Origin of the sequence: uncultured Paracoccus sp., assembly GCF_947487305.1 — a bacterium.
Lineage (GTDB): Bacteria > Pseudomonadota > Alphaproteobacteria > Rhodobacterales > Rhodobacteraceae > Paracoccus.
In genome coordinates this window covers 263,629-281,536 of the sequence record NZ_CANKWH010000002.1, presented here as the reverse complement: position 1 = coordinate 281,536, position 17,908 = coordinate 263,629, and the positions used below count along the sequence as shown (strand labels likewise).

20 protein-coding genes are annotated in these 17,908 nt (G+C 66.8%); 13 read left to right on the top strand and 7 right to left on the bottom strand.

Translation table 11 applies throughout. The features are described 5' to 3' along the window. Nucleotides 1-56: 56 nt before the first annotated feature. From Q1A36_RS04000 to Q1A36_RS03990, 3 genes are all read right to left on the bottom strand, one after another. Nucleotides 57-971: a pseudouridine-5'-phosphate glycosidase gene (locus Q1A36_RS04000; RefSeq protein ID WP_299840101.1), complete on the bottom strand. Its 915-nt coding sequence runs from the start codon at nucleotides 969-971 to the stop codon at nucleotides 57-59. 70 nt (nucleotides 972-1,041) lie between these two features. Further along, nucleotides 1,042-1,923, bottom strand: a complete 882-nt coding sequence (locus tag Q1A36_RS03995) for a PfkB family carbohydrate kinase (RefSeq protein WP_299840098.1) — start codon at nucleotides 1,921-1,923, stop codon at nucleotides 1,042-1,044. After that, nucleotides 1,913-2,278 (bottom strand): metalloregulator ArsR/SmtB family transcription factor, encoded by a 366-nt coding sequence (locus Q1A36_RS03990; protein ID WP_101751963.1) that lies wholly within the window; start codon nucleotides 2,276-2,278, stop codon nucleotides 1,913-1,915. Before Q1A36_RS03990 ends, Q1A36_RS03995 begins: the two co-directional genes overlap by 11 nt. Nucleotides 2,279-2,465: 187 nt before the next feature. On the opposite strand from Q1A36_RS03990, the gene Q1A36_RS03985 reads away from it, so the two are divergent. The 5 genes from Q1A36_RS03985 to Q1A36_RS03965 all read left to right on the top strand — a co-directional run bounded on the left by Q1A36_RS03985 (nucleotide 2,466) and on the right by Q1A36_RS03965 (nucleotide 5,182). Continuing rightward, the gene (locus Q1A36_RS03985) at nucleotides 2,466-2,843 is read left to right on the top strand and encodes an AtpZ/AtpI family protein (protein WP_299840092.1); all 378 of its coding nucleotides are present in this window, start codon (nucleotides 2,466-2,468) and stop codon (nucleotides 2,841-2,843) included. A gap of 1 nt (nucleotide 2,844) precedes the next feature. Continuing rightward, the gene (locus tag Q1A36_RS03980; protein ID WP_299840090.1) at nucleotides 2,845-3,600 is read left to right on the top strand and encodes a F0F1 ATP synthase subunit A; all 756 of its coding nucleotides are present in this window, start codon (nucleotides 2,845-2,847) and stop codon (nucleotides 3,598-3,600) included. A 59-nt stretch (nucleotides 3,601-3,659) separates the two neighbouring features. Further along, nucleotides 3,660-3,896, top strand: coding sequence for a F0F1 ATP synthase subunit C (locus Q1A36_RS03975; RefSeq protein WP_101751961.1), 237 nt, complete (start codon nucleotides 3,660-3,662; stop codon nucleotides 3,894-3,896). An 84-nt stretch (nucleotides 3,897-3,980) separates the two neighbouring features. After that, complete coding sequence (locus Q1A36_RS03970; RefSeq protein WP_299840085.1) at nucleotides 3,981-4,628, top strand: F0F1 ATP synthase subunit B'; 648 nt, start codon at nucleotides 3,981-3,983, stop codon at nucleotides 4,626-4,628. Next, nucleotides 4,625-5,182, top strand: coding sequence for a F0F1 ATP synthase subunit B (locus Q1A36_RS03965; protein WP_299840082.1), 558 nt, complete (start codon nucleotides 4,625-4,627; stop codon nucleotides 5,180-5,182). Before Q1A36_RS03970 ends, Q1A36_RS03965 begins: the two co-directional genes overlap by 4 nt. Before the next feature lie 62 nt (nucleotides 5,183-5,244). Here the strand turns inward: Q1A36_RS03965 and Q1A36_RS03960 are convergent, their stop codons facing one another. The 4 genes from Q1A36_RS03960 to Q1A36_RS03945 form a co-directional block, all read right to left on the bottom strand. Then, complete coding sequence (locus Q1A36_RS03960) at nucleotides 5,245-5,499, bottom strand: hypothetical protein (RefSeq protein ID WP_299840079.1); 255 nt, start codon at nucleotides 5,497-5,499, stop codon at nucleotides 5,245-5,247. A 119-nt stretch (nucleotides 5,500-5,618) separates the two neighbouring features. Further along, nucleotides 5,619-7,262 (bottom strand): chloride channel protein, encoded by a 1,644-nt coding sequence (locus Q1A36_RS03955; protein WP_299840494.1) that lies wholly within the window; start codon nucleotides 7,260-7,262, stop codon nucleotides 5,619-5,621. Between the two features lie 97 nt (nucleotides 7,263-7,359). Beyond that, nucleotides 7,360-8,172: an NAD(P)-dependent oxidoreductase gene (locus tag Q1A36_RS03950; protein WP_299840076.1), complete on the bottom strand. Its 813-nt coding sequence runs from the start codon at nucleotides 8,170-8,172 to the stop codon at nucleotides 7,360-7,362. A gap of 10 nt (nucleotides 8,173-8,182) precedes the next feature. Continuing rightward, a complete protein-coding gene (locus Q1A36_RS03945; RefSeq protein WP_299840073.1) occupies nucleotides 8,183-9,076 on the bottom strand; it encodes a glycosyltransferase family 8 protein in 894 nt (297 codons plus the stop codon). A 169-nt stretch (nucleotides 9,077-9,245) separates the two neighbouring features. On the opposite strand from Q1A36_RS03945, the gene Q1A36_RS03940 reads away from it, so the two are divergent. The 8 genes from Q1A36_RS03940 to Q1A36_RS03905 all read left to right on the top strand — a co-directional run bounded on the left by Q1A36_RS03940 (nucleotide 9,246) and on the right by Q1A36_RS03905 (nucleotide 17,908). Then, nucleotides 9,246-10,625, top strand: coding sequence for an FAD-linked oxidase C-terminal domain-containing protein (locus Q1A36_RS03940; protein WP_299840070.1), 1,380 nt, complete (start codon nucleotides 9,246-9,248; stop codon nucleotides 10,623-10,625). A gap of 295 nt (nucleotides 10,626-10,920) precedes the next feature. Continuing rightward, nucleotides 10,921-11,718 carry a GH25 family lysozyme gene (locus tag Q1A36_RS03935; RefSeq protein WP_299840067.1) on the top strand — a complete coding sequence of 266 codons (798 nt, stop codon included), beginning with the start codon at nucleotides 10,921-10,923 and terminating at the stop codon, nucleotides 11,716-11,718. Then, nucleotides 11,691-12,350, top strand: coding sequence for a CPBP family intramembrane glutamic endopeptidase (locus tag Q1A36_RS03930; RefSeq protein ID WP_299840064.1), 660 nt, complete (start codon nucleotides 11,691-11,693; stop codon nucleotides 12,348-12,350). The genes Q1A36_RS03935 and Q1A36_RS03930 overlap by 28 nt, the downstream gene beginning before the upstream one ends. A gap of 12 nt (nucleotides 12,351-12,362) precedes the next feature. Further along, nucleotides 12,363-12,719, top strand: coding sequence for a VOC family protein (locus Q1A36_RS03925; RefSeq protein ID WP_299840061.1), 357 nt, complete (start codon nucleotides 12,363-12,365; stop codon nucleotides 12,717-12,719). A 51-nt stretch (nucleotides 12,720-12,770) separates the two neighbouring features. Further along, entirely contained in the window at nucleotides 12,771-14,546 is a 1,776-nt protein-coding gene (gene aspS, locus Q1A36_RS03920; protein ID WP_299840059.1) for an aspartate--tRNA ligase, read from the top strand. A gap of 75 nt (nucleotides 14,547-14,621) precedes the next feature. Beyond that, nucleotides 14,622-15,992: a DUF1800 domain-containing protein gene (locus tag Q1A36_RS03915; protein WP_299840056.1), complete on the top strand. Its 1,371-nt coding sequence runs from the start codon at nucleotides 14,622-14,624 to the stop codon at nucleotides 15,990-15,992. Nucleotides 15,993-16,001: 9 nt separating this feature from the next. After that, nucleotides 16,002-17,171: a DUF1501 domain-containing protein gene (locus Q1A36_RS03910; RefSeq protein ID WP_299840053.1), complete on the top strand. Its 1,170-nt coding sequence runs from the start codon at nucleotides 16,002-16,004 to the stop codon at nucleotides 17,169-17,171. A gap of 23 nt (nucleotides 17,172-17,194) precedes the next feature. Then, entirely contained in the window at nucleotides 17,195-17,908 is a 714-nt protein-coding gene (locus tag Q1A36_RS03905; RefSeq protein ID WP_299840051.1) for a GNAT family protein, read from the top strand.

Sequence of the window (17,908 nt, the reverse complement as noted above, 5' to 3'; positions counted from 1 at the left end):
AGCCCGCGATTCGCGCCGCCGGTCAAGTGAAAGGCTGGTGACGGTTAACGCGCCTTTCAGCGCATGGCGGCGGCAATCCGCGCCGCCAGCCGGGCGTTGTTCAGCACCAGCGCGATGTTCGAGGCCAGCGAGCGGCCCTCGGTCAGCTCGAAGATGCGCGACAGAAGGAACGGCGTCACCGATTTCGCGGCGATGCCCTGCTCGGCGGCCTCGGCCAGCGCCTGTTCGATCACCGGGTTGATGACCGCGGCGGCGATCTCGTCGCCCTCGGGGATCGGGTTCGCCACCAGCTGCCCGCCGGGCAGGCCAAGGGCCGCACGCATCTCGGCGGCGGCAGCGATCTGGGCCGGATCGTCCATCCGCAGCGGCGCGGCAAGGCCCGATTTGCGCGACCAGAAGGCCGGGAAGTCGTCCTGCCCATAGGCGATGACCGGCACGCCGAGCGTTTCCAGCACCTCGAGCGTCTTCGGCAGATCAAGAATGGCCTTGGCCCCTGCCGCCACCACGGTCACAGGGCTGATTGCCAGTTCCTGCAGGTCGGCGCTGATGTCGAAGCTCAGCTCCGCCCCGCGATGCACGCCGCCGATGCCGCCGGTGGCAAAGACCCGGATGCCGGCCAGTGCAGCGCAGATCATCGTCGCGGCCACGGTGGTCGCGCCGGTGCGGCCATTGGCGATGCAGACGGCCAGATCGGCGCGGCTCAGCTTCATCACCTCGGCGGGCGGGGTTTTCGCCAGCGCCTCCAGCGCGGCATCGTCCATGCCGATATGGATGCGTCCGCCCATGATGGCGATGGTGGCGGGCACGGCCCCGCCCTCGCGGATCGCCGCCTCGACCTTGCGCGCCATGTCCAGGTTGTCGGGCCAGGGCATGCCGTGGGTGATGATCGTCGATTCCAGCGCCACGACCGGCTGGCCGGCATCGAGCGCGGCCTGAACCTCGGGCGAGTAGGAAAGGGGGGCTTGGGTCATCGGGCTGGCTCCGTCTGCTGCTCGGGGGCTGGTGCCATGATGCGGCGCCTCTGGCAAGCGCGTGCGGCAGTCAGGGCAGGTCCTTGCCCGCGACATGGGCGGCGGCGGCCTGCGTCGCGGCCATCAGCGCCGCCTCGCGCGCCGCGCCGGCCTGTTCGGCCACCAGATGCGCGGCGAGGAAACAGTCGCCCGCGCCGGTGATCCGGGCGATCCGGACGGCGGGGGGCGTGGCGGTCAGGGTGGGCTGGCCGGCCATGGCATCGGCCACACGCTCGCCGCCATCGGTGACGATGACCCGGCGCGCGCCCCGCGCCACCACCGCCTCGGCCGCCGTGACCGCATCGGCGCAGGGGATACCGGCAAGGATCTCGCCCTCCAGCCGGTTCAGGTAGAAGCAACCGCGCCCGGCGGCGATCAGCGGGGCCAGCCGCTCGGCCTTGCCGGGACTGGCCGGGACCACGCGCAGATCGGCCTTTGCCAGACGCGGATCCGCCGACATCTGCGCGAGAAGGCGTTCGGTCAGGTTGCCATCCAGCACCACCGGGCCACCCCAGCCCTTCAGCACGCCATCGAGCGGCGCGAGGATGCGATCGCCCGCGGCCTCGAGCGAATGAGCGTCGGCAATGGCGGCGACCAGCCCGGCATTGTCCTCGACCGCCATATAGCAGTCGGTCGGCAGGTCCGGGTCGCGCAGGATGTGCTCGACCACGACCCCCAGCCGGACGGATTGCGCCACCAGCGCATCGCCCTCGGGTTCCGTCCCGACGGCGGACAGCACCGCAGGCCGCATCCCGCGACGGGCCAGCGCGATGGCGACGTTCAGCGCCACGCCGCCCGGGATATGGGCGATCCGGCCCGGCACGTCATGGCCGGCCTGCATCGGGCGGGTGGACCGCCCGATCACGTCCCAGAGCATCGCCCCGATGCAGAGGATGTCTGGCTTACTCGTCATCATCGTTTCCCTTGTCCTCGGCCCAATCCGCCATCTCGATTTCCAGAAAACGCTCGAAATCGTCAAGATCGACCGGATCGAACTGGCCGAAACCCTGCATCCAGATCGAGGCCGCGCGCATTCCGGCGGGTTCCAGCTTGCACCAGGTGATCCGCCCGCGCCGCTCCTGCCGGATCAGGCCGGCGGCGGCCAGCACCGCCAGGTGCTTCGAGATCGCCGCAAGGCTCATCTGGAAGGGCTCGGCCACATCGCTGACCGCCATGTCGTCTTCCAAGAGCATCGACAGCACCCGCCGCCGAGTCGGGTCGGCGAGGGCAGCGAAAATCTGGTCGAGAGGGTCGATCTGAAGGCTCATCTGGTCGCTGATGCTTAACCGGGCGGTTGACTATCGCCGCGCCACTTCCCGAATGCAAGCGCGGTTTCCGGCCTGAGGCGTTTTTCAAATCACAGCAAATTCAGTTACTTGCGATCTTCCGCAGCTTGCTTGACTCGGGCGGCTCCAGCCCCTATCACCCGGCCAACCTGTAACGAGGGCGTGAGACATGGCCGAAGGGCCCCTGGAAGATGCGGAGAGGGCGAAAGATGCCGCCCGGCTACGCGACTTCGAGGAGCGGCTGGCCAAGAAAACGCGGATCGATGACGGGCCGAAGCCAATGGCATCCCATGATCAGGCGCACCTTGCCTGGCGCATGGTGATCGAGCTGGTGGCGGGGCTTGGTCTCGGTTTCGGCATCGGGTTCGGGTTGGATAAGCTGTTCGGCACCATGCCGTTGATGCTGATCCTGTTCATATTCCTCGGCTTCGCGGCCGGCGTCAAAACCATGATGCGCACCGCGGCCGAACTGGGCGAGCGGTCGGTCCGAGCGGCCGGCGAGACGGAACAACCGGCCGAAGCGGCCGAGAAGGACGAGAGGGGCTGACGTGGCGACCGAAGCGCAGGGCGAAAGCACAGGGCTGGAATTCCACCCGATGGAGCAGTTCATCGTCAAGCCGTTGTTCGGCGACGGTCCAGTCCAGTGGTATACGCCCACCAACGTGACGCTGTGGATGGGGATCATCCTCCTCGCGATCATCGCGCTCTTCGTCATGGGCACCCGTGGCCGCGCCATCGTGCCGAACCGGGTTCAGTCCATCGCCGAGCTGGGCTATGGCATGGTCCACAAGATGGTCGGTGACGTGGTCGGCAAGGACGGGCTGAAATACTTCCCGTATATCATGTGCCTGTTCCTGTTCATCGTCTTCGCGAACATGCTGGGCCTCTTGCCGAAAGCCTTTACCGTGACCTCGCATATCGCCGTGACGGCCGTTCTGGCGCTGGCGGTGTTCATCAGCGTGACGGTGATCGGCTTCGTGAAGAACGGCACCCATTTCCTCGGCCTCTTCTGGGTCACGTCGGCGCCCTTGGTGCTGCGCCCGGTGCTGGCGGTGATCGAAGTCATCAGCTACTTCGTCCGCCCAGTCAGCCACTCAATCCGACTTGCCGGCAACATGATGGCCGGTCACGCCGTGATCAAGGTTTTCGCGGGCTTCGCCGCGCTGGCGCTGGTCTCGCCCGTCTCGATCCTGGCGGTCACCGCCATGTACGGGCTCGAGGTGCTGGTGGCCTTCATCCAGGCCTATGTCTTTACCATCCTGACCTGTGTCTATCTGAAGGACGCGCTGCATCCGGGCCACTGAGGCCGGATCGTCGGGACATTCACCCTCATTCACAACTTCCAACCGCAAGGAGACATCTCATGGAAGGGAATATCGCAGAGCTGGGTCAGTACATCGGTGCCGGTCTTGCTGCTATCGGTTCGGGCGCTGCCGCCGTCGGTGTGGGCAACGTTGCCGGTAACTTCCTGTCGGGCGCCCTGCGCAACCCGTCGGCCGCCGCTGGCCAGACCGCGACGCTGTTCATCGGCATCGCCTTCGCGGAAGCTCTGGGGATCTTCGCGTTCCTCGTCGCGCTTCTGCTGATGTTCGCAGTCTGATCCAGCCTCATCCTTGCGGCGGGATGGGGTGTGCGTGATCCGCGCCCCCATCCCATCGTGACCTTCAAGGCCAAGGGGTAGGACATGATCAGCCTGTTGCAAGAGGCCGCCAATACTGCGGCCGAACATAGCGAAGACGTTGCCGGCCGCGCGGTCGACGCGGCTGCGCAGGGGGCCGACGCTGCGGCGCACGGGGCGGAAGCCGCTGCTGCGCAGGGGGCCGAAGCCGCCAGCTCGGGTATGCCGCAGCTGGATTTCAGCACCTTCCCGAACCAGATCTTCTGGCTCGTGGTCACCATGCTGATCCTTTACTGGGTGATGTCGCGCATTGCCCTGCCTCGCATCGCTTCGGTCCTGTCGGACCGTCAGGGCGCCATCACCGGCGATCTGATGGCGGCCGAGGAATTCAAGCAGAAGGCCAAGGACGCCGAAGCCGCCTATGACGCGGCGCTGGCCGAGGCCCGCAGCGAGGCGCAGAAGATCGTCGCGGCGAACAAGGCCGAGATCCAGAAGGTTCTGGATGCCGCCATCGCCGATGCCGATGCCGAGATCGCCGCCCGCACGGTGGAATCGGAAAAGCGTATCGGCCAGATCCGCGACTCGGCCCAGGCCGACGCGCAGACGGTTGCCAAGGATGTCACGGCCGAACTGGTCCGCATCTTCGGTGGCAATGCCGATCAGGCACAGATCGATGGCGCGGTGGACAGCCGCCTGAAGGGGGTTCGGCAATGAAGAAACTGACTGCTGCCCTTCTGGCTCTGTCGGCCAGCCCGGCCTTTGCCGCGACCGGTCCGTTCTTTTCGCTGAAGAACACCGACTTCATCGTCACCATCGCCTTCCTGATCTTCGTCGGCATCCTGATCTACATGAAGGTGCCCTCGATCATCGGTGGGATGCTCGACAAGCGTGCCGACGGCATCCGTGCCGATCTGGACGAGGCCAAGCGCCTGCGTGAAGAAGCGCAGGAGATCTATGCCAGCTACGAGCGCCGCCAGCGCGAGGTGAAGACCCAGGCTGACGAGATCATCGCCAATGCCAAGCGCGAGGCGGAAGCCCAGGCCGCCAAGGCCCAGTCCGATCTGAAACTGTCGATCGCCCGTCGCCTGAAGGCGGCCGAGGACCAGATCTCCAGCGCCGAAAGCGATGCCGTGCGCGCGGTCCGCGATCGCGCCGTGCAGACGGCGGTTGCCGCCGCCTCGGACATCCTCGGCAAGCAGGTGGCCTCGGGCCAGCGCTCGGCCGGTATCGACGACGCCATCGAAGAAGTGGCGCGCCGCCTGAATTGACGTCGTTCACGACGGGACAGTGAATCGAACCCCGGCCAGACATGGCCGGGGTTTTTCCTTTATTATCCGCAGACGTCCCAGATCAGTTCAGCCAGCACCTGCCACCCGCTGCGATAATACCAGGGGTCAGAGCAGCCATTCCAGGCAATGGCGAGCTGCATCGTGCCATCTGCGGCGGGAACGGTCGCCGCGTCCACGGTTTCGACGATGTCGAGGCTGGCTTGCGGAACTTGCCCGGTTTCCGGCGAATAGGACGCCATTGCCGGTCCGGTCGCCAGGATGGCACTGAAGGCAAGTGCGATGATCGATTTATGCATAAGAGAAACTCCAAACCAAATGAAACACGGAAAGTAAAAATATACTTTCCGGTAACGAGATTGTTTCCGAGGCAGTAACAGGTCAAGTTTATATAAGTTAATTCTGGTGAACCGCGCGCCTATCCATGCTCTTCCGCCGCCGCCTCGGCCAGTGCCTGATTGAGCGCCCGCAGCGCATCAACGTGATAGACAACGCCGAGGATCTCGGGATCGGGCAGGCTGTCGGGGTCGTCGCCCTGGTCTGCCTCCTCGGGCGGGCGGATCACCGGCAGGAAGGCGGCACCCGTGCGCTCGAACTCGGCCAGCGCCTGGTAGAGCCGCATCCCCTCGGTGAGCGCCTTGCCGGTGGCGACCAGATTGCGGACCAAATCGGCGGGCGGGGCGTTCTCGGCCGTAATCGGGCGCAGGATGGCGGTGATGCGCATCTTCTGCGGCAGCCAGACCTGCGGCCCCTCGGCAATGCGGACGCCGCGGTTTTCAAGCTGCGTCAGGAAGAAGGACCGATGCACCAGCCGCGAGGCCAGCGCCGAGGACAGCGACACGGCGGTCATCACCGCGATTCCGGTCTGCCAGTCGCCGGTCATCTCGAAGACGATCAGCGCGGTTGAAATGGGCGCGCCCAGCACCGCCGCACCCACGGCGCCCATGCCCGCCAGCGCATAGAGGTTCACCGAGCCCGACACATCGGGCAGGATGCCGGTGGCGACGATGCCAAAGGCCAGCCCGGTCAGCGAGCCCATGACCAGCGCCGGCGAGAAGATGCCCCCGCCCATGCGCCCGCCAAGGGTGATCGCCACGGCCACCGCCTTGACCACGGCAAAGATCACCGCCTCGGACAATCCGATGCGTCCCTGAAGCGCCGCCGATGTGGTCTCGTAGCCGACGCCGATGATATGCGGGAAGGGGATGGCGATCAGCCCCAGCAACCCGCCCGCCACCGTCGGCCTGATCCAGCGCGGCCAGCTGCGCCCGGACATCAGGTGATTGCCAAGTGCATCGGCGCTGAGCACCGCCTTCATCAGCGCGGCGGCGACCAGCGCCGAGACGAGGCCCAGCAGCATGAAGGCCGGCAGCTCGACGTTGAAGGCCAGCGAGGCTTGCTGGGTCAGGGTGAACTCGGTCAGCCCGCCGAATTCCAGCCGGTTGATGACCGTGCCCGCCACGGCGGCAATGGCGATGGGGGCGAAGGAATGGATGGCGAAATGGCGCAGCACCACTTCATGCGCGAACAGCGCGCCGGCGATCGGCGCGTTGAAGCTGGCGGCGACGGCACCGGCGACGGCGCAGCCCAGCAGATCGCGCCCGGTCATCGGGCTGGCCTTGATGCGGCTGGCGACCAGCGTCGAGATGACGCCCGCCAGATGCACGACCGGCCCCTCGCGCCCGGAACTGCCGCCCGAGCCCAGGGTAATCAGCGAGGCCGCCGCCGAGGCCAGCCCCGCCTTGACCTCGACTCGCCCGCCATCCAGCGCCGCCCCTTCGATCACGTCGGGCACCGAGCGCACGCGCCCGTCGGGGGTGAAGCGGTCAAGGATCACGCCCACGACAAAGCCGCCGATGATCGGCACCACCAGCACCCAATACCAGGGCAGATGCGCCCCCGCGCTAGCCAGTGTCAGGTCATCGGCGCCATAGATGGTGCGTTGCAGGGCGCTGATCCCCAGCCGGAACCCCAGCGCGGCGAAGCCCGCGCCGACCCCGATCAGCAGCGCCAGAAACCAGAATTCCAGCTTGTTCGGGCCATGTTCCAGCATCACCCGCATCGCATGGCGGCTGCGGCCGATGGCATAATGCCAGCCCCTGACGATCCAGCTGCGCTTGCCTGAACTCATCGCTCCATCCCCTTGAGGGACCAGCGAATCACAGATCGGCGCGTTGGTCCAGCAGGCTTGGCAGGGTGGCGCGCAACAAATCCATGCCGCCGGGCCGCCAGCCGAGCGCCATGAGCCCGCTGCAATCGGCAATCCGCAGGGCAGAGGCATCGGCGCGGGGCGGCGGCGGGTGACGGCAGCCGGTCAGGCGGGCGACCTCGGCCAGAAGGTCGTGACGGTCCAGCACCAGATCGCTGACGTTCAGCGTAGCGGGCGCTTCGGGCCGCAGCGCCAAGAGCGCGGCGGAAGCCATGTCATCGCCATGAACCTCGGTCGCCACGCGGGAAGGCACCGGGCGCCCGGCCAGGTAATCGGCGAAAAGCCCGTGCCATTTGTTCGCCTTGCCGGGGCCATAGACGCCGGTCGCGCGCAGCGAGACCGTGTGCAGTGGCAGAGCGCGCAGGGCCGTCTCGGCCTCTGCCTTCACCTCGCCATAGAGATTGGTCGGCGCGGGCGGCAGGTCGTCGGTCAGCCGCGTTGCGGCTGGATGCCCGTCATGCACCGCCCGCGAGGACAGGAACACGATCCGCGACACGCCCGCCTCCACCGCCGCCCGGAACAGGCGCAGAGATCCGTCGAGGTTCAGCCGCCGAAACCCCTCGGGATCATCACCCTCGCCACCGCGATAGCGGCCCGGCGCATGGGCGAAGGCCGCATGGATCAGCGCGTCATGGCCCGAGAGGTCCGGCGCATCGCCAAGCCGGTAGCCGGGCAGGGGGTTCAGATCGTGACCGCCAGCGCGGACTGCATGGGCCATGAACCCGCCGACGATGCCGCTGGCCCCGGTCAGCGCGATCCGCATCGCGCGCCTTTCACGCGGCGGGGCGCTGCTGGGCGGCGAGGTCCGGGATCGGCCCTCCCTCGGCAATCTGCCGCCACAGCGCGATCAGCGGTGCCAGTTCGGCCGATTTGGCGTGATCGTCCCAGGGCTTTTCATACTGGAAATGCAGGATGTGGATGTCGTCCCAGCTCCACAGGTCGGGAAGGTTCATCCAAACATATTGCAAGAGGTTGTACTGGATCGGCAGGCCGTGCCAGTCGGGGAAATACTCCTGCAGGAAGGTCTGGTCTGTGCGCGGCCAGAAGAGGCCGGGCCGGTCCAGACGCGCCAGCATCCGGCGGAAGGTCTCGGCATCGGGGCGGGCGGTGAAGACGCCGGAATTCATCCGGTGGAACCCGTCCAGCCCGTCATAGACATTCGGCGCGGCGCAGAATTCGGGAAAGTCGAAGAGCTTGTCCACCGGGCGCAGCACCACCGCATCGGCATCAATGAAGACGCAGCGCGCGTAATCCAGCTGCCACAGCCGCAGCTTGACGAAGTTGTCGAGCGGCGTGTGGAAATCGGGCTTGCTGCCGCGGGTGAAGGCGGCGCGGGCGTGCAGCGCATCGCGGGCGTGCAGCGCGTCGAACCCCTCGCTTGTGGGCAGAAGATCGGCCTCGATCAGCCGCGCGCCAAGCGCCCTGAGCCGCGCCAGCCCCTCGGCCGGGATGTGGCGGTGCATCACCGCGATGTCGGCATCGGTGCCCGACAACCTCAGCGAGCGGACCAGCGCCTCGGCCCCGGGAAGGTAATCGGCATTCGTCACCAGCGTGACAAAGGCACGCTCGGCCCGGGCCGGCAATTCGGCACGCAGACCGGGCGCAATGCGATAGCCGCTGCGCCATTCGACCGGATGAGAGAACTGGCTGATACGTTCAGATGTCATTGCGGAACAGTTCCTTGCCTCACAACCCTGAAACGAACCTGATGCAAGGCTAGTTCCCCTGCATGACATGAAGATGTCAGCTTCATGCAGGAATTATGACAGTGGCAGGGGCGCTTTCCCATCCCCACGGGGCGCGATAGGCTGCAATCCTCCTATCAGAGGTTGTGTGATGCCGATCCCCGATTCCGTCCTTGCCGAATTGCAGTCCCTGTTGGGTGCGCGGCTCTCTGTCACCCAGGTCGACCGCGACCAGCATGGCGCCTCGGAAAGCTATCACAGCGCGCCGCCGCCCGATGCGGTGGCCTGGCCCGAGACGACCGAAGAGGTCTCGGCGATCCTCAGGCTCTGCAATGCGCATCTGGTGCCGGTGATCGGCTGGGGCACCGGCACCTCGCTGGAAGGTCACGCGCTGGCGGTGAAGGGCGGGATCACGCTGGACATGAGCCGGATGAACAAGGTGCTGGAGATCCGGGCCGAGGACATGCAGGTCTCGATCCAGCCCGGGTTGACGCGCGAGGAGCTGAACACCGAACTGCGCGCCACCGGGCTGTTCTTCCCGGTCGATCCGGGCGCCAATGCGAGCCTTGGCGGCATGGCCGCCACGCGGGCCAGCGGCACGACGGCTGTGCGCTATGGCACCATGCGCGACAATGTCCTGGCGCTCGAGGTGGTGCTGGCCGATGGCCGGGTCATCCGCACCGGCACGCGGGCGGCGAAATCCAGTGCCGGCTATGACCTGACGGCGCTGATGGTCGGCTCGGAAGGAACGCTGGGGATCATCACCGAACTGACCCTGCGCCTGCATGGTCAGCCCGAGAAGATCGCCGCCGCCGTCTGCGCCTTCCCGACGCTGGAGGGGGCGGTCGATTGCGTCACCGCCACCATCCAGTCGGGCATCCCGATGGCCCGGATCGAGTTCATCGACGAGGTCTCGGTCCGCGCCTTCAACAGCTATGCCAAGCGCGATTTCCCCGAACAGCCGCATCTGCTGATCGAGTTCAACGGCAGCGAGGCCAGTGTCGCCGCCGATGCCGAAAGCTTCGGCGCGCTGGCCGAGGAATTCGGCGGGCAGGGTTTCCAATGGGCGGCGACGCCCGAGGAACGGAACGCGCTGTGGAAGATGCGCCACCAGGCCTATCCGGCGCAGCTGTCGGTGCGTCCGGGCAGCACGGCGATGGTGACGGATATCTGTGTGCCGATGTCGAAACTGGCCGAAGCCGTCGCCGCCGCGCATGAGGATATTGCCGCCGACGGCATGGTCGGCCCGATCCTCGGCCATGTGGGCGACGGCAATTTCCACTCGGCCCTGCTGGTCGAGCCGGGCAACGAGGATGAGTTGAAGCGTGCGAAGGCGCTGGCCCGGCGGATGGCCGAGCGGGCGCTGGCCGTCGGCGGCACGATCAGCGGCGAGCATGGCGTCGGCATCGGCAAGCGCGCGCTGATGGCCGAGGAGCATGGCGAGGCCTGGGCGGTCATGGGCGTCATCAAGGCGGCGCTGGACCCGAACAACATCCTCAACCCGGGGAAACTGGTGCCGGACCGGGGCTGAGTGCCGAACCACAGACCCCGCCCGGAACAAGGCGCATCGCGCCGCCGGGCGAGCGCCTGCCCGTACGGGCGGGTAGGCGCTTTGGTGCGGCTGGTCCCGAGTTCCGGCAAGAGAGGGACTTGGCGCCATAAAGCGCGCAGACGAGCCGCTCGGGCGCCCACCCACGGGCCAGCGCTCGCTCTTCGCCCCCTGCCTTTCACCGTTCTGACGCAGTCGTGACCGACACGGCCCGGTGACTTTTGTTCACGGCTTTGCGATAAGTGGAAAAAAAGCAGAGCAGTGTTTCGGGGCAGCAATGAAATTTCTTGTAAAACTGATCATAGCCATGATGCTGGTGACGGTGGTCGTCAGCTGTGGCCGAACGCCGTCGCGCGGCGGAGGCGGCGGGGCCGTCTATGTCGGCGGCAATACGCCGCAGCTGGGCGACAGCGATCCGCATGTCTGGCGCTCGGGTCATCCCTATGGCCAGCAGGTCCACGGCATCGACATCTCGCGCTGGCAGGGTGACATCAACTGGGCGCAGGTGCGCGGCGCCGGGATCAGCTTTGCCTTCATCAAGGCGACCGAGGGTGGCGATCACAGCGACCCCAACTTCCAGCGCTACTGGCGCGAGGCGGGTGCGGCCCGCATCCCGCGCGGCGCCTATCACTATTTCTACTTCTGCCGCTCAGGCGCCGAACAGGCGGCGTGGTTCATCCGCAACGTCCCGCGTGAACGCGGCGCTCTGCCGCCGGTCATCGATCTGGAATGGACCAACTCGCGCACCTGTCCGCGCCGCCCGCCGCCGCAGGAGATCAAGCGCGAGGCCGAGATCTTCATGCAGATCGTCGGACAGTATTACGGCCAGCGCCCGCTGATCTATACCACGGTCGATTTTTACAAGGACAACCAGCTGGGCACGATGCGGGCCGAGTTCTGGTTGCGCTCGGTTGCCGATCATCCCCGCGCGCGCTATCCCGGTCAGAACTGGACCTTCTGGCAATATACCGGCACCGGCATCGTTCCGGGCATCCGCGGCGACGTGGACCTGAACGCCTTCGCCGGGTCGAGCGCGGATTGGGCAAGATGGCTGCAGACGCATCTGTCGCGATAGGCTCGCGACGCTGGCTTTGGGTCGAATTCGCGGCGCTCTATATCGGGGCGCCGCTGGCCATTGCCCTCTGCCTGCCGCCCGAGCGGATGTTCACGGCGCTGTTCCTCTTCAGCCTCGCGGGCCTCGTGCTTCTGTGGCGCACCGGCGGATTCCAGTGGCGCAACCTGATCCGGGGCCGGCGGATGCCCTGGCACGAGATCGCCGGGATCGCGCTGGCCACGCTGGTCGCGGGGGTGGTGATCCTGTCCATCTCGCGCCCCGAGGCGCTGTTCGGCATCCTGCGCACCCGGCCGGAATTCCTGCTGCTGATCTGGGCGCTCTACCCGATCCTGTCGGCGCTGCCGCAGGAACTGATCTTCAGGCCGCTGTTCTTCCATCGCTATGGCGCGCTTCTGCCGCAGGGCAAGGCGGGCATCGCCGTCAATGCGGCGGTGTTTTCCTTTGCCCACCTGATGTACTGGTCCTGGATCGTGGCGATCATGACCTTCATCGGCGGCTGGTTCTTTGCCCGTGCCTATCTGCGCCACGGCTTCCCCGCCGCATGGATGCTGCACGCGGTCGCGGGCAACATGCTGTTCGCGGTCGGCATGGGCTATTACTTCTACAGCGGCAACGTGGTGCGGCCGTTCTGAGGGGGCAGGGGCATGGCGCAGATAACCGGAATCGGCGGCTTCTTCTTCCGCGCCCGCGATCCCGAGGCGCTGGCCGCCTGGTATGACCGGCACCTGGGCATCGGCTGGCGGGGCGAGGGGCCGTGGCAGCAGGCGGCGGGTCCGACCATCCTTGCGCCCTTCCGGCAGGATACCGACTATTTCCCCGCCGACCGGCAATGGCTGTTGAACCTGCGTGTGGACGATCTGGCCGGCATGATGGCCCGGTTGCAGGTGGCCGGCATCGCGGTCGAGACCCGGCCCGAGGAATGGGACAGCGAGGTCGGGAATTTCGCGCGAATCCACGATCCCGAGGGCAATCCGATCGAACTTTGGCAGCCGCGCGCTTGACTTCCGCCCCGCGCCGCGCTTTGAGCAGGGGCTGAACGAAAGAGGTCCGCCATGCACGCCTATCGCAGCCATACCTGCGCCGAACTGACCGCCGCCAATGCCGGGGAAACCATCCGCCTGTCGGGCTGGGTTCATCGGGTGCGCGATCATGGGGGCGTGCTGTTCGTCGACCTGCGCGACCATTACGGCATGACCCAGGTCATCGCCGACAGCGACAGCCCGGCCTTTGCCGTGATGGAGAAGCTGAAGGCCGAGACCGTCATCCGCGTCGATGGCCGCGTCAAGTTGCGCGATGCCAGCCTGATCAACCCCAAGCTGCCGACCGGCGAGATCGAGGTCTATGCCACCGGGCTGGAAGTCCTCGGCCCCGCCGACGAGCTGCCGCTGCCGGTCTTCGGCGACCAGGAATATCCCGAGGAAACCCGCCTCGCCTATCGCTTCCTCGACCTGCGCCGCGAAAGCCTGCACCAGAACATCATGCTGCGCTCGAAGGTCGTCCGCTCGATCCGCAACCGCATGTGGGATCAGGGCTTCACCGAGTTCCAGACGCCGATCATCACCGCGTCGTCGCCCGAGGGCGCGCGCGACTTCCTCGTGCCCTCGCGCCTGCATCCGGGCAAGTTCTATGCCCTGCCGCAGGCCCCCCAGCAGTTCAAGCAGCTGATCATGGTGGCGGGGTTCGACCGCTATTTCCAGATCGCGCCCTGCTTCCGCGACGAGGATCCGCGCGCCGACCGCTCGCCCACCGATTTCTACCAGCTCGACGTCGAGATGTCCTTTGTCGAGCAGGAGGATGTCTTCAACACCATCCAGCCGGTCATCCAGGGCCTGTTCGAGGAATTCGGCAATGGTCGCCCGGTCGATGCCAACTGGCCGCGCATCCCCTATGCCGAGGCGCTGAAGAAATACGGCAGCGACAAACCCGACCTGCGCAACCCGATCGAGATGCAGGACGTCAGCGATCACTTCCGCGGCTCGGGCTTTGGCATCTTCGCCAAGCTGCTGGAACAGGAGGGCACCGAGGTCCGCGCCATTCCCGCGCCGACCGGCGGTAGCCGCAAGTTCGCCGACCGGATGAACGCCTTCGCCCAGAAAGAGGGCCTGCCGGGCATGGGTTATATCTTCTGGCGCAAGGCCGAGGATGGCTCGACCGAGGCCGCTGGCCCGATCGCCAAGGCGTTGGGGGCGGAGCCGACCGAGGCGATCCGCCTGCAACTGGGTCTGGGCGAGGGCGATGCCGCCTTCTTCCTTGGTGGCAAGGCCGAACAGTTCGAACCCGTCGCCGGCCGCGCCCGGAACGAGATTGGCCGCGAGTTGGGGCTCACGCAGGAAAACCAGTTCAAATTCGCCTGGATCGTCGATTTCCCGATGTACGAGAAGACCGATGAGGGCAAGATCGACTTTTCGCACAACCCCTTCTCGATGCCGCAGGGCGGTCTCGAGGCGTTGAACGGCGATCCGCTGGCAGTGAAGGGCTATCAATACGATCTGGCCTGCAACGGCTACGAGCTGATTTCGGGCGCGATCCGCAACCACAAGCCCGAGATCATGTTCAAGGCCTTCGAACTGGCGGGCTATGGCCATGACGAGGTGGAAAAGCGCTTTGGCGGCATGGTCAAGGCCTTCCGCTATGGCGCCCCGCCGCACGGGGGCTGCGCCGCCGGGATCGACCGGATCGTGATGCTGCTGGCCGACGAGGTGAACATCCGTCAGGTCATCATGTTCCCGATGAACCAGCGGGCCGAGGACCTGATGATGGGCGCGCCGAGCGAACCCACCAACGAACAGATGCGCGAACTGCGTCTGCGCGCCCTGCCGAAAGAGTGATCTGACATCCCCGCGCGGGACATGCGATAAGATGCCGGGGGCGTTGCCTCCGGCGTTTTGTGTTGATGGTCAGAGATGTCGGTTTCCTTTCCCGAACTTGCGGCCATAAGGCTGGGCTTCGGTCTGTCGCCGCTGATGCCGCCGCCCGAGACCCCGGGCGAGGTGCTGGACAGCGTGGCCGCTGCCGCACCCGGACCCGATGCGGTGACGCTGGATCAGGCGCGGGAAACGATGAACCGGCATTCGGCCCTTGGCCGGAACCGCATGGACAGCGGCAGCGAGGGGCAGGCAGAGTTTCGCGCCCTGAACCGCGAGTTGGCGCTGATTCCGATGGTCGAGTTGCAGCAGCGGTTGGCCCGTGCCGTGGATGCCCCCGCCGGTTTCGGCGAGCGGCTGGTTCAGTTCTGGTCCGATCACTTTACCACCCGATCCCTTGCCACGAATACCCACCATCTGCGATTGGCCTTCATCGACGAGGCCATCCGGCCGCATCTCGGTGGCCGGTTCGAGGCGATGCTGATCGCCGCCAACACCCATCCGATGATGCTGCGCTACCTCGACCAGGGACGCTCGATCGGGCCCAATTCCCGCGCTGCGCGAAACAACCCGAACCGCAAGATGGGCCTGAACGAGAACCTCGCCCGCGAGACGATCGAGTTGCACACGCTTGGCGTCGATGCGGGCTATGACCAGGACGATGTGCGGCAACTGGCGGAATTGCTGACCGGGCTGGTGTTTCGGCCCAAGACCGACGAGCTGTTCCTGAAGAACTGGGCCGAGCCGGGGGCCGAAACCGTGCTGGGCCGCAGCTATGGCGGCGAGGAGCCGGCGCGGATCGAGGATATCCATGCGGTGCTGACCGATCTGGCGCGCCATCCCGACACTGCCCGCCACCTTGCGCGCAAGCTGGCGGTGCATTTCGTCGCCGACGAGCCCAGCCCGGCGCTGGTGGATGACCTGAGCGCGATCTGGCGCGAGAGCGGCGGCGATCTGTCGCAGGTCTATGCCGTGCTGGTCAGCCATCCCGATCTGGCCGCCCGGTTCCGCCAGAAGGTGCGCCAGCCCTTCGACTATGTCGCCAGCGCCCTGCGCGCGCTTGGGGTGCCGGGGCAGGCGATCCTTGCCATCGAACCGCGCCGGATCAGGAACGATCTCGGCGCGGCGCTGGCCCGGATGGGTCAGCCCTGGTACCAGCCGGTCGGTCCCGATGGCTGGGCCGAGCCGGCCGCCGACTGGATCACCCCACAGGGTCTGGCGGCGCGGATCGAATTCTCGCTGAAGCAGCCCGCGCGGCTGCTCGAGACGCTACCCGACCCGCGTGATTTCCTGCGGACGGCGCTGGGGTCGACCGCCGGCGAGGCGCTGAACTGGGCCGTTCCCAAGGCGGAATCGGCGCGCGAGGGGGTGGCGATGGTGCTGGCCTCGAACGACTTCAACAGGCGATAGGGGGCGATCATGCTGAGCCGCCGGCTGTTTCTGAAATCCACCGCCCTGATCGGCTGTTCCGCCGCCGCCCATCCCTTGCTCAGCAGCATGAGCTTTGCCGCGGCCCCGGGCGAGAACCGGCTGGTCGTCATCATCCTGCGCGGGGCGATGGACGGGTTGGATGTGCTGCAGCCCTATGGCGACCCGGAACTGGCACGGCTTCGCCCGACGCTGGCGATGGGGCCGGCCAAAGGCGCGCTGGATCTCGACGGCTTCTATGCGCTGCATCCGGGCCTCTCGGCGCTTTACCCGCTGTGGCAGGCGGGCGAACTGGGCTTCGTGCCGGCGGTCTCGACCCCCTACCGCGACAAGCGCAGCCATTTCGACGGGCAGGACCTTCTGGAGGCGGGAACCGGCAATGACCTGCCGGTGCGCTTCCGCCAGGGCGGCTGGCTGAACAGGCTGTTGCAGGCGATGCCGGGGGCAATTTCCGAGACCGCCTATTCGGTGGGCGTCGAGGAGATGCTGATCCTCTCGGGCAAGGCGCCGGCGCGCAGCTGGGCGCCCGATGCCGAGCTGGAGCTGTCGCCGCAGGCGCAGCTGCTGCTGGATCACGTCTATCACGAGGATGCGCTGTTCCGCGACGCGGCGGCAGAGGCGAACCAGATCGCTGCCGATACCATGCAGCCCGAGCGCCGCAGCCGCGCCGATGCCGCCGGGCTGGGGCGTTTCGCCGCCACGCGGCTGAACGGCGAGACCCGGATCGCCAGCTTCTCGGTCGCCGGATGGGACAGCCATGCCAACCAGCCTGCCGTGATCGGCAAGGCGATGACCCGGCTGTCGGATGCGATCCTTGCGCTGCGCGAGGGGCTGGGGGCGAACTGGGGCAGGACCACGGTGCTGGCGATGACCGAGTTTGGCCGCACCGCGCGGCAGAACGGCTCGAACGGGACCGATCACGGCACCGGCGGCGCGATGCTGATGGCGGGGGGCGCGATCCGCGGCGGCCGGGTCATCGGCGACTGGCCGGGGCTGGGCGAGGGCGATCTTTATGCCGGGCGCGACCTGATGCCCCTGCGCGACGTGCGCGCCCATGCGGCCTGGGCCATGGCGGGCCTCTATGGCATCCCGCGCAACCAGCTGGAGACCAGCATCTTTCCGGGTCTGGACATGGGGGACGATCCGCGCATTCTGGCCTGAGCCGATTGCCCGAGGATGCGCCCATGCCGACCGATCCCCGCCCCCTGGGCGACGCCCTGTCCGCCTTCACCCCGCCACCGCCGCCGGGACCTGCCAGCATCGATGGCCGTTTCGTCCGGCTGGAGCGGCTGGACCCTTCGCGCCATGCCGCCGACCTTTTCACCGCCAACCGGGGCGGCGATCAGGTCTGGGATTACCTGGGCTATGGGCCCTTCGCGCGGGTTGAGGATTACCGCGACTGGCAGGCTGCCATGGCGGCATCCGCTGACCCCTGTTTCTACGCCATCCGCGATCTGACCTCGGACCTTGTGCTGGGCGTGGCCTCCTATCTCAGGATCGACATTGCCAATGGCGTCATCGAGATCGGCCATATCCAGCTGTCGCCGCCGCTGCAGCGCACGGCTGCGGCCAGCGAGGCGCTGATGCTGATGGTGGGCTGGGCCTTCGACGCGGGCTATCGCCGGGTCGAGTGGAAATGCAACGGTCTGAACGCCCCCTCGCGCCGGGCGGCGATCCGGCTTGGCTTTACCTACGAGGGCACCTTCCGCCACCACATGATCACCAAGGGCCGCAACCGCGACACCGCCTGGTTCGCGATCATCGACAGCGAGTGGCCGATGCTGAAACAGGCCTATGACACCTGGCTTTCGCCGCAGAATTTCGATCCGGATGGCCAGCAGCGCGCCAGCCTGAACGCGCTGACCGCAGCGGCGCTGCCGGGGCGGGTGGACGGGTAG

Excerpts from the sequence above, each read along its gene's own strand:
- Q1A36_RS04000 (WP_299840101.1), bottom strand. The coding sequence starts at position 971 with ATGACCCAAGCCCCCCTTTCCTACTCGCCCGAGGTTCAGGCCGCGCTC.
- Q1A36_RS03995 (WP_299840098.1), bottom strand. The coding sequence starts at position 1,923 with ATGACGAGTAAGCCAGACATCCTCTGCATCGGGGCGATGCTCTGGGAC.
- Q1A36_RS03990 (WP_101751963.1), bottom strand. The coding sequence starts at position 2,278 with ATGAGCCTTCAGATCGACCCTCTCGACCAGATTTTCGCTGCCCTCGCC.
- Q1A36_RS03985 (WP_299840092.1), top strand. The coding sequence starts at position 2,466 with ATGGCCGAAGGGCCCCTGGAAGATGCGGAGAGGGCGAAAGATGCCGCC.
- Q1A36_RS03975 (WP_101751961.1), top strand. The coding sequence starts at position 3,660 with ATGGAAGGGAATATCGCAGAGCTGGGTCAGTACATCGGTGCCGGTCTT.
- Q1A36_RS03970 (WP_299840085.1), top strand. The coding sequence starts at position 3,981 with ATGATCAGCCTGTTGCAAGAGGCCGCCAATACTGCGGCCGAACATAGC.
- Q1A36_RS03965 (WP_299840082.1), top strand. The coding sequence starts at position 4,625 with ATGAAGAAACTGACTGCTGCCCTTCTGGCTCTGTCGGCCAGCCCGGCC.
- Q1A36_RS03960 (WP_299840079.1), bottom strand. The coding sequence starts at position 5,499 with ATGCATAAATCGATCATCGCACTTGCCTTCAGTGCCATCCTGGCGACC.
- Q1A36_RS03955 (WP_299840494.1), bottom strand. The coding sequence starts at position 7,262 with ATGCGGGTGATGCTGGAACATGGCCCGAACAAGCTGGAATTCTGGTTT.
- Q1A36_RS03950 (WP_299840076.1), bottom strand. The coding sequence starts at position 8,172 with ATGCGGATCGCGCTGACCGGGGCCAGCGGCATCGTCGGCGGGTTCATG.
- Q1A36_RS03945 (WP_299840073.1), bottom strand. The coding sequence starts at position 9,076 with ATGACATCTGAACGTATCAGCCAGTTCTCTCATCCGGTCGAATGGCGC.
- Q1A36_RS03940 (WP_299840070.1), top strand. The coding sequence starts at position 9,246 with ATGCCGATCCCCGATTCCGTCCTTGCCGAATTGCAGTCCCTGTTGGGT.
- Q1A36_RS03935 (WP_299840067.1), top strand. The coding sequence starts at position 10,921 with ATGAAATTTCTTGTAAAACTGATCATAGCCATGATGCTGGTGACGGTG.
- Q1A36_RS03930 (WP_299840064.1), top strand. The coding sequence starts at position 11,691 with ATGGCTGCAGACGCATCTGTCGCGATAGGCTCGCGACGCTGGCTTTGG.
- Q1A36_RS03925 (WP_299840061.1), top strand. The coding sequence starts at position 12,363 with ATGGCGCAGATAACCGGAATCGGCGGCTTCTTCTTCCGCGCCCGCGAT.
- aspS (WP_299840059.1), top strand. The coding sequence starts at position 12,771 with ATGCACGCCTATCGCAGCCATACCTGCGCCGAACTGACCGCCGCCAAT.
- Q1A36_RS03915 (WP_299840056.1), top strand. The coding sequence starts at position 14,622 with ATGTCGGTTTCCTTTCCCGAACTTGCGGCCATAAGGCTGGGCTTCGGT.
- Q1A36_RS03910 (WP_299840053.1), top strand. The coding sequence starts at position 16,002 with ATGCTGAGCCGCCGGCTGTTTCTGAAATCCACCGCCCTGATCGGCTGT.
- Q1A36_RS03905 (WP_299840051.1), top strand. The coding sequence starts at position 17,195 with ATGCCGACCGATCCCCGCCCCCTGGGCGACGCCCTGTCCGCCTTCACC.